Origin of the sequence: Pseudidiomarina sp. (assembly GCF_033722695.1) — a bacterium.
In the GTDB taxonomy this organism is placed as follows: Bacteria; Pseudomonadota; Gammaproteobacteria; order Enterobacterales; family Alteromonadaceae; genus Pseudidiomarina.
The window spans coordinates 1-8745 of sequence record NZ_JAWVYM010000047.1 but is presented as its reverse complement, the minus strand read 5'-3'; the positions used below and the strand labels follow the sequence as shown (position 1 = coordinate 8745).

Below are 8745 nucleotides of genomic sequence, written 5' to 3'. Positions count from 1 at the left end.
TAATCGGTCGCTTGATAATGCTGGTCGTTCTGCTGGTGTTGATCGCAGCGCTCTGGCAGGCCGTTGATGACATAGTCGGCCAGCTTGAGCAGCGCGATGTCGAGCCCTGGGAAGACGACTATGAGCGATCCATTACCTACATTCTGCAGCCCGGTGAAACGCTGAACTTTGATGTGCCCAATATCGCCACCCAGCTGCGCATTCTGCATACTCCGGTGGGCGTTCCCCAAACCGACGAACAGGCTGAGCTGCGCTTCGCGGCACGACCGGCCGACAAGCTGTCCAAAACCTACCGCATTACCATCCGCGGTGATGACAAGCCCACGCCTGAGAATCAGTTGCCGCTGCGCTTTTTTGACAGTCCAACGGGCACAGTGGCCGGCTTCACCCAGCTGCGCATCATCAGTTTTGAGAAAAAACGGCAACTGGCCGAGTTTTCGTTAACGCTGACCGACTCGCCACGTCCACTGGCGATACGCGTATCGGTGTTGGAACAATACGATGATGACGTGGTGTCCCGCACCTGGCAGCGACTCAGCGAAGCGCAAAAACAGGAGCTATTTGAAGATCATATCTATCCGGTCGAACTCATCCCTGAGGATGAGCGCAGGGCACGGCTGCGCCATCGCTGGCGCCCTATTGGCCCCTCATCATCATCTACCGGCGACATCGACACCCGCGCGCTGTTCGTCAACAAAAACGCGGCGGCGCTCAGTGCGGAAGAGCGGGTGATTGACCCGCTGGCCGTAATCGGCTCGCAGCGCTGGTTTACCCTGGATACCCGCAAATATCCTGAGATAACGGCGTTCAGTTGTGAAGCTCTGGGGCCAACCAATAAGGTCGGCATCACTCTAACCCGGGTCAGTGACGCCGGTGAGCTCCTCAGCCAGACCTATTTGCTGCGCTCAGCCCGCCAGCACGTTACCCTACCGGCAACGCCCGGGCTCTACCAGATCGCCGCCGACCAGCGCTGCGAGCTGACTTTTTATAACCAGGCCGGCGCTGAGGTGGTTGCCGACTATCATTATCTGCGCGGCACCCTGCTTGCAGCTGATGCGCCGCTGCGCTTTGCTTTGGTGGACGAAGCGCAACAGGTGCAGCCGCTGCGACTGGATGCGCGGCTGGTGACAACGGATGACAGCAGTTCAGCAGTGGCTGACGCCCCCATACGCTGGGCCGTTACCGATGCTACCGGTGCGCAATTGCTAAGCGGCACCATCACCCCGGAGCGCGGCGTGAACCCCTACCAGGTCACCGTTGATGCCAGCCTGACTTCGCAGGTGCATGAGAAATCTTCGGTCTATATTGTGGCCCCGGCTACTGCGGCTGAACTGCGGGTCTGGTCGGAAGCCAGTGGCGCCATGTCCGGCACCCAAACCCTGATCAATGTCTATACCCGCCCGGCAGATATGCCCTACCGGGTTGAAGCAACTGAAGAGGATGAACCTCAACAGCAGCTTATTCCAAAGTGGTTCCTGTCGCGCCCGGCAACCCGGGCCCCTGAGCTTCCTCCGGCCACGCGGCTGATTTCCTGGCAGCTGCCACTGCCCGAACCCGCCACTGAAGCAGTGGAGGAAGAACACTGGTACAGCCTGCAGAGCCTGGAGCAGGCGCCCTATTTTGAGCTGTTTTTAGCAGCAGATGAGAATGCGGCAGAGGCGAGTACGCCCAATCTGCTGTACTACCCCATTACTGCCACCAACGCTGCCTACCAGCTGGCCACGCCCGAGCATGACCAGGAGGTCAGGCCACAGCTGATCTATCAGAAAGGTAGTGATACCCCCGTGCCCATCAACATTGAAATGAACGGGAATTGGTTACGGGATGACTGGCTTTATGCCAATACCGGCAAGTTGTTTCTGCCATCGCTTAAGCAGCGCAGGTACCAGCTGAATATAACAGCGCCGCAACCCGTGCAGTGGTTCAGCAACTATCAGGCAGAGGCGGGGCAGCAGCCCTACCGGGTGCGCAGCGCCTTTAAACTCAAGCAGAGCCTGACGTTTATGGTGCAGAAAAGCGCCGATGAAGAATGGCTGACCTTTAATTATTTCCCGGCTATTGCTGAATCGCACCAGGTGACCATAATAGTTGAGCGCCAGCAACGCGTCGGGGTATTTAAGGACTACACCGTGAGCAAACGGACGTTCCCCATCGCCGCGCCGACGAATGACCCGACGGTTAGCCTGCTGAATCAGGATCAAGCGCCGGTGTGGCAGCCAATAAGATTAGCCTTCCTGCTCGGGCAGGATTTAGACAGTCGCAGTTATCGTATTCAGGTTACGAGTTCGGTTCCGGGATCCGGATTTATTCAAGCTGGATATCTGGCTGAAGCTCCGGCCTATCAGGTCGAAATTTATACGGAGGACGGCCATGCGCCATTTTAAGTTCAGCTGTGCGATCGCTCTGTTGTTGCAAACGCCATCGGCTGCCGCCGAAATAATGGCGGTACCCTGGTTCGATAATAAGCCGGTAAGTGAAAAGTACGAGCGGGTGACCACCGAACAGCATGCTGAACTGGAAGCAGCCTTTTTAGCGCTGTTCCGCGACCAACATGAGCAGCCCGTTTCGGCCTTTTATGAGCTATACCAGCATCAGTGGCAGCGGGGCGAACAGCAGCGACAGGCCCTGCTTGCTGCCAGCAAACCGGATCTGGGATGGGGCCTGTGGGGCTATCAGCCCGCGCAGGCACCCAAGGTGTTTTTGCAGGCCCCGCACCGGTTTTATGACCGGGGCACTGCGCATATTGCCGAAATAGGCTGGCGGGCTAACCTGGCTGAGCTTATGATGATGAGCTCGGTGCATCGTAATACCGGCGCCATGCAAGAGCCGGCAGTAAACAGCGATATCTCCAATGCCCGCCGCAGTGCGCTATTGGCCGCTTCAGAAGCCTGGCTGGCGGTTAATCCCGAGGGCGTTATCGTGCAGTTGCACGGCTTTGCTAAAGAAAAGCGGAAAACCATGCCGGGCAAGCGTGCAGATATTATTCTCAGCCATGGTACCAATGCGCGTTTTTTACCCGACTCGCGGCTTCAGGCAATACAAAGCTGTTTAATCAGCCTGCTAAACGTGCAGGTACTCCGGTACCCTGATCAGGTCGGTGAACTGGGTGGAACGCAAAATAATGTGGCCCGCGCATTAGCCCGTTGGAGTAAGTCAGAGCAGCTTGTGCATGTTGAGCTCAGCCGCGAGGTTCGCGCCATGCTGGTTGACGATCCAGACACAACCGAGAAGGCGTTGCGCTGCATCGCAGGAGCAGTCGCCGAATGAGATCTGCTCTGCGCTATATCCTGACCCTGTCAACAACAAGCCTGGCTTGTGCCAGTCTGATGTTAACAGCGGCCGCGGCCCAGCCCTTCACTCGTATTCTCTGGTACAACATTGAAGCCGAGTCCGCGTTGGTGCCCTCAGGTGATGCTATTGCGCAGCGCTCAGGCGACGCCGGTGAAGTCTTTCATCTGGAACAGGGTGAGCAGGCGCTCTTTGATATGCCCGCCAGCCGCTGGTGGCGCATCCGGGTCTACCATAGTGATGCCGCAGTCGGCGAAACCCTTACTGCCGGCGAAGTCTGGTCATCAGCAGGTGATGGCGTTTTTATCAGCCACGCACCGAAGCAAATTAGCAAGCACGATGATTTCAGCGATTATTTTTATCAGCCGGAGGTCACTGGCGCGCGCGTACTCATGCTGCAAAACAACAGTACAGCGAACTTACGCATCACCCTGCACCATGCCGTATATGAAGACTTGCCGGAACATGAGCAGCACAGCCACATCCAGCTCTTACCCGGATATGAAACCACCGCCCTGACGCGCGAAACCGGGTTTGAGGCACATGATTTTCAGCCGGTGCGGGCAACTGAGATCTATAGCCGTGAGTTTGATGAGCCGGGTTTGTACCATCTTGAGATCAAAGTGCCCTGGCAGAGCGCCTATGATCTGCATGAGCCTATTACCCTGCGCAGTGGCGACAAGACCTTTCAGCTCGCCGCGCAACTGGATACCACCACCGCCTACCCGGGCATCGGGTTGCTGTCGCGCTCCATGCTGGTGCCCTTTTACGTGGCCGAAGCCGATCAGCAAATCGCCGTAGACCTGGATCGGCAAGCCTATGTGCGCTGGCTGCAAACCGATGCCGATGAGCAGTTTTTATTCAGCCGCAATAGCCCGGGGCCAATTGACCAGGCTCGCCAGCGGCAACTGGCTGACGAGCCACTACCACCGGTAACCACCACCTTTTTCCGCAGCCTGCCGCCGGCCCGCGCGCTCGCCACTGAGGCGGTTATTGGACTGACCGGTGGCATCGCCAAACCGCGCCCAACTTTCCTGCCCCAGCCTGAGGGGCCCCCGCTTGATCCTGATTACCTTTATCAGCTTGGCGGCAATGATCAGGTTACGTTTCAGGTGCCCCGGCAAACCCAGTCACCGCCGGTACGGGCCACTCTGAAGCGGCCTGACGCACAAGTGTGGCTAACGCTGCGTTCCAGTGCCGGTGAAAAACGCTTTATCCGCTATCTGCCTGATTTTAAAGTGGCTAAGCATTGGCAGCTCGATAATCCGTCATTACAGGCCATAACAGCGACGCCGGAGCTGCCGCCTCAGCTGGTGACCCGTTTTATGCTGGCATTCAGCCAGCCGTTTGACTCCATCCAGGTGCAGAACAACAGTGACCATCCGGCCTGGCTGCGACTGGACTATCAGAATGAGTCGCGGGTGGCGCCAGCAGAGCAATTGTGGCTGAATAGTGCCGGTGAGCCATTTAATACTGTATTACTTAAAGCCCTGATTAGCGGCGATGCGGCAGCGGTGCCCGATAATGCCCTGAGCTATGAAGTGACCGGACAGTGGCGCCCGCGCATCGAGGCCCGTGCGCGGCAGTTTGCCGAACGCTATCCAAGCCAGCAGATCAGCGGCCAACGTAATTTGGGCCCAGCGAGCTTTGCCGCAATACGTGGCTCCCTGGCTAGCGCCTTCCAGGTTGAGCTGACCAACCTGCATGATGTCTATCATTTTATGATGTCGCAGGGCTTTAACTTCACCGCGCGTCAGTTGCTGGTAGATTTTGCCGCAGGCCCGCCAACCGCGTTACAGGCGGAGGCTGAGCACCTGTTACTGCAGGTATTCACAACGGAAGAGCGCTGGTTCGATGTGGAAGGCTACTGGGCCTGGCGGCTGGTAAACCGGGCCGAGCGCCGGGCGCTCGCGGGTATCGCCCGTAGCTGGGCCTATCAGAATCGCTACCGTGAGTCGGCCCAGCTGTTCTGGCTGCTGGAACAAAATGGTGAGCTGACCACCCACCTGCGCGATGCCGCGCGCGCCGCTGCCTTGTCACAGCAATATGAATTATTCGAGCATTGGCAGACTCAGTTGCCCGCCAGCGCCCCAACGGTGAACACGGATCCTGACGAGCCCGGCTGGGTTAAGCTGCAACCGGCTTTTACCGGCGTTACCCGGCAGGCGCTTATCTATAACCGTGACCTTCAGCAGTACCTGTCGACGTTTTATCTGCCTGAAAACCAGGCCGTTGATACCCGGATTCAGCACGGGAAGCGCCTGAAGCTTACGCTGTATCCGGTGCTTACTGAGATTCCTGAACAAGGCTCCGACGCTGTACCGGCAAAAGCTTTTGATGTCACCATCAACGGCCAGCGCCACCGCTTCGCTATTCGCCTCGATCGCGCCAGCGACAGCCTGATCTGGGCACAAAACAGCGCTATTCAGGTCGGCTTACCGCAAAGCTTTGTGCTGGAGCTGGACGCGGATCAGACCAGTGTAGTAACGGTTGAAACCCCGGGCTTTGAGGCCGGCATCGTGATGGAGTCGACCCTGGGCACTCCGCCCGCGACCACCGCGCTGACCTTGCGTTTATCTGAACTGGTGCTGAAACACCAACAGGGAGAGGTGTCTGATGCCCAGCTCAAACGTATTAAAGCCGATACCCTCAATGCTGTGCTAACTGATGAACAACAGTACCTGCTTAATCAGTTAACCGCGAGCTACGCCTGGCAGCGCCTTGATGCGGTGGGCTCCAGCAACGGTATTGCCTATCTGGAAGCAGAGCGCTGGCAGCCCAGCTCGCCGGGCCTGCAATTGCGTAAAGCACTGATGCTCTCGCCGGTGCGCGAAGGCGAGCGCCGGTTGCGTAATGATGAGCAGGCGCAGATTGAAGTCGAGCTCCGTCAGCCCATGCGTATGACCTTGCAGATCCGCAAAGCCGACGAAGTCACCGTACCAGCAGAGCCGGTACAGGTCGTGGTTAACACGCGCAAAGGTGACCGCTTACTTACACTGGATGGCGCTGATTATAGCCTACCTATTGAACTTGAACGGGGCCAACATATCATTAGCCTCCGCTTTGCTGAGCCCTCCGACGCTATCGTTCTGTACCGTTTACGGACTGAAAACAACGAAGAGGCGCTGCCGCCCAATCAGATTAAAACCTGGCGCGCCAGCCACAACCAGCCGATCAGGCTTTTTGTGCCGGCCAACACCTTATTGCGAACCGATCAGTATCAGCGGCGCGATGACAGCGCGACCCATAGTTACCAGTGGTTCGCTGAAGACAGTTTTCATCAGGTCGCACATGCCGGTGATGGCGAGTACAGCTATTACCGTTTTTACATCTGGCAACAGCAACCGCCGCAGCCGGAAAATCCGCTGCTGGCTGCGCAGGCGCCTGCCGGGGCGCTTAACCAAACGCCCGTCGTAGAGATCTGGCCAGTACCCGGTAAGCAGTCGGTTGCCGCCGATACACTGTTTGAGCTGGACGAGCAGCAGGATGGCACCTGGGGCTTTGAAGGCGGTTATCGCGTTCGCAGTAACTTTGACGAGGGCTTTCGCACTCCACAGGAAAAATTTATTGATACCCGCTGGAATTACCGGCGTCATCTGACGGACTGGGATGCCTGGTGGCACAGCTCAGTACAATGGCGCGAGCACAACGGCAATGGCCTGCAGACGCTGGTAAGCGACAATCAAATGTACTGGCCGGTAGATAAGTATTTTGACCTGCAGACCAACCTCAATCTGTATTACCAGGTAAGTGCTGATGATAGCGAAGCCGAAGGCGCCTGGTCAGCCTACGGCTCCGTTTCTGGTCGCTGGAAGTATTACTGGAATAACCGTAGCCGCAATGAGGTTGAGGTGCAGCTCTTTGCCCGCGAACTCTCCGAGGAGCAGATGCTGGCAGTGCCGGTAGATGATGACATACTCACCCAGTACAAACTGGATCACGGTTACGGCATGCGCATCAGCGATCAGTTTACGTATCAGCCCTGGCTGGATTCACGGCTGCATGCCGGCGCCCAGATCACCCTGAACGAATTTGGCCAGAATAAACTTATCGACAAGTGGTCGGTCGAAACCGGCTGGCGGCAGTACTGGCGGCCGTGGCGACTGGCCTTTGATGCCAGATACACGCGCTATATGAACGACGACAACCGTGCAGCCGGGCTGTCATCAACCTTATTTGGTTTCAGCCTGGATTATGAGCTGTGGCAGTCGCGTGGCAACTTATGGCAGTTCAGCTTTGATCTGCGCCACGATATCAACCGTAACTCGACCGGCGCATTCTTTGGCATCAGCTGGAACCATACCGATGGCCAGGGCTACGATGATTTTGCCCCGCCGTCGCTTATTTTTGCGCCGCTACGGCAGCGCCACGCACTTAAATCCATCGACTCGAACGACATCGTGATTCGGGGAACAACGGAGGATCCGAATGAAAACTGATTCGTCGCCATCCGCCGTGCTGCGTTCCGGGCTGGATGACATCTGGCTGCGGATTTATCGCGAGCCGCTGCGCCAGTGCGAAAAAGGTTATAAGAATTGGTCGGCAACCTCCCACCAGCTGGATATTGGCAACGCCGCCAATCTTGAAGTGTTGCAGCTGTTTCTTTATCTCAAGCATAACTTGTCTGAGCATTTTAAAACCATCAAAGAGTTGCGTACTCAGCAGGAAAAATTCAACTACAACTATCACCATGCCAAGTCGGAATCGGAGCGCATCGAGCATATGGTGGCAGCGGCCCGCTTCCTGAACTATCCGGCGCTGTTGGTCAGAAAAATATCCCGTAATAAGCTGCGCTGGTTCGATGATGCGGCGCTCAGCGAGTATTTTGAAAAACAGGTGTCTGAGCAGGAAAAATTCATTGTCTTTCTGCTCGGCCGACTGTGCGAAACGGCCCGCTGCATTCTGGATGAAATCAGTGATGACAGCGAACTCAGCCACTATTGGGAGGTGATGGCCCTACCGGAAAGCCTAACCCAAAGCCTGAGTTATCAGGCGCAGGCCAATATCCGTATTGCCGCCTGCCGCGGTTTGCGCCGGGTCCTGCAGGAACTGCCGGAGGCCATACGTAACGAGGTACCGGGCAGCACAGTGCAGTACGTATACCGGGTGTGCCTGGACAGCGACATGCACATCTGGATGCGCGCCGAAATGATGATGCTGATTGCCGTCACCCAGCCCCTCCAGTTTCTGAATATTTTTAAGCATGTGTGCAGCTCTGAAACCAACGCGGATATCTTCCTCAAAGGCCGCATGGTGGAAGCGCTGTTGCGCTTTGTCCCCTTATCCAAAGCCTTGCGCCCGGCGCTGAAAGCGGCGCGCCGTGAACCTTCCGAATATGTGCGCCAGTGCTTCGCCAATGCCACCCGCTATCTGGAACCTGAAGTGGCCCTGCGGCTGGGTATCCGACAGTTAAAATACGAAACGTCGCCCAAGGTGAAAGCCCAGTTCCTGCTGATC

The 8745-nt window shown here is 56.9% G+C and carries 4 protein-coding genes; all 4 read left to right on the top strand.

Going from position 1 to position 8745, the window contains the following annotated elements; all coding sequences use genetic code 11:
• Nucleotides 1–2384, top strand: a 2384-nt coding sequence (locus R3196_RS10470; protein ID WP_318936720.1) for a hypothetical protein, incomplete at its 5' end; no start/stop codon positions are given.
• Nucleotides 2371–3267: a hypothetical protein gene (locus R3196_RS10465; RefSeq protein WP_318936719.1), complete on the top strand. Its 897-nt coding sequence runs from the start codon at nucleotides 2371–2373 to the stop codon at nucleotides 3265–3267. The genes R3196_RS10470 and R3196_RS10465, both read left to right, overlap by 14 nt.
• Nucleotides 3264–7727, top strand: coding sequence for a hypothetical protein (locus tag R3196_RS10460; protein ID WP_318936718.1), 4464 nt, complete (start codon nucleotides 3264–3266; stop codon nucleotides 7725–7727). The genes R3196_RS10465 and R3196_RS10460 overlap by 4 nt, the downstream gene beginning before the upstream one ends.
• On the top strand, nucleotides 7717–8745 hold a 1029-nt coding region (locus R3196_RS10455; RefSeq protein ID WP_318936717.1), incomplete at its 3' end, for a hypothetical protein. The genes R3196_RS10460 and R3196_RS10455, both read left to right, overlap by 11 nt.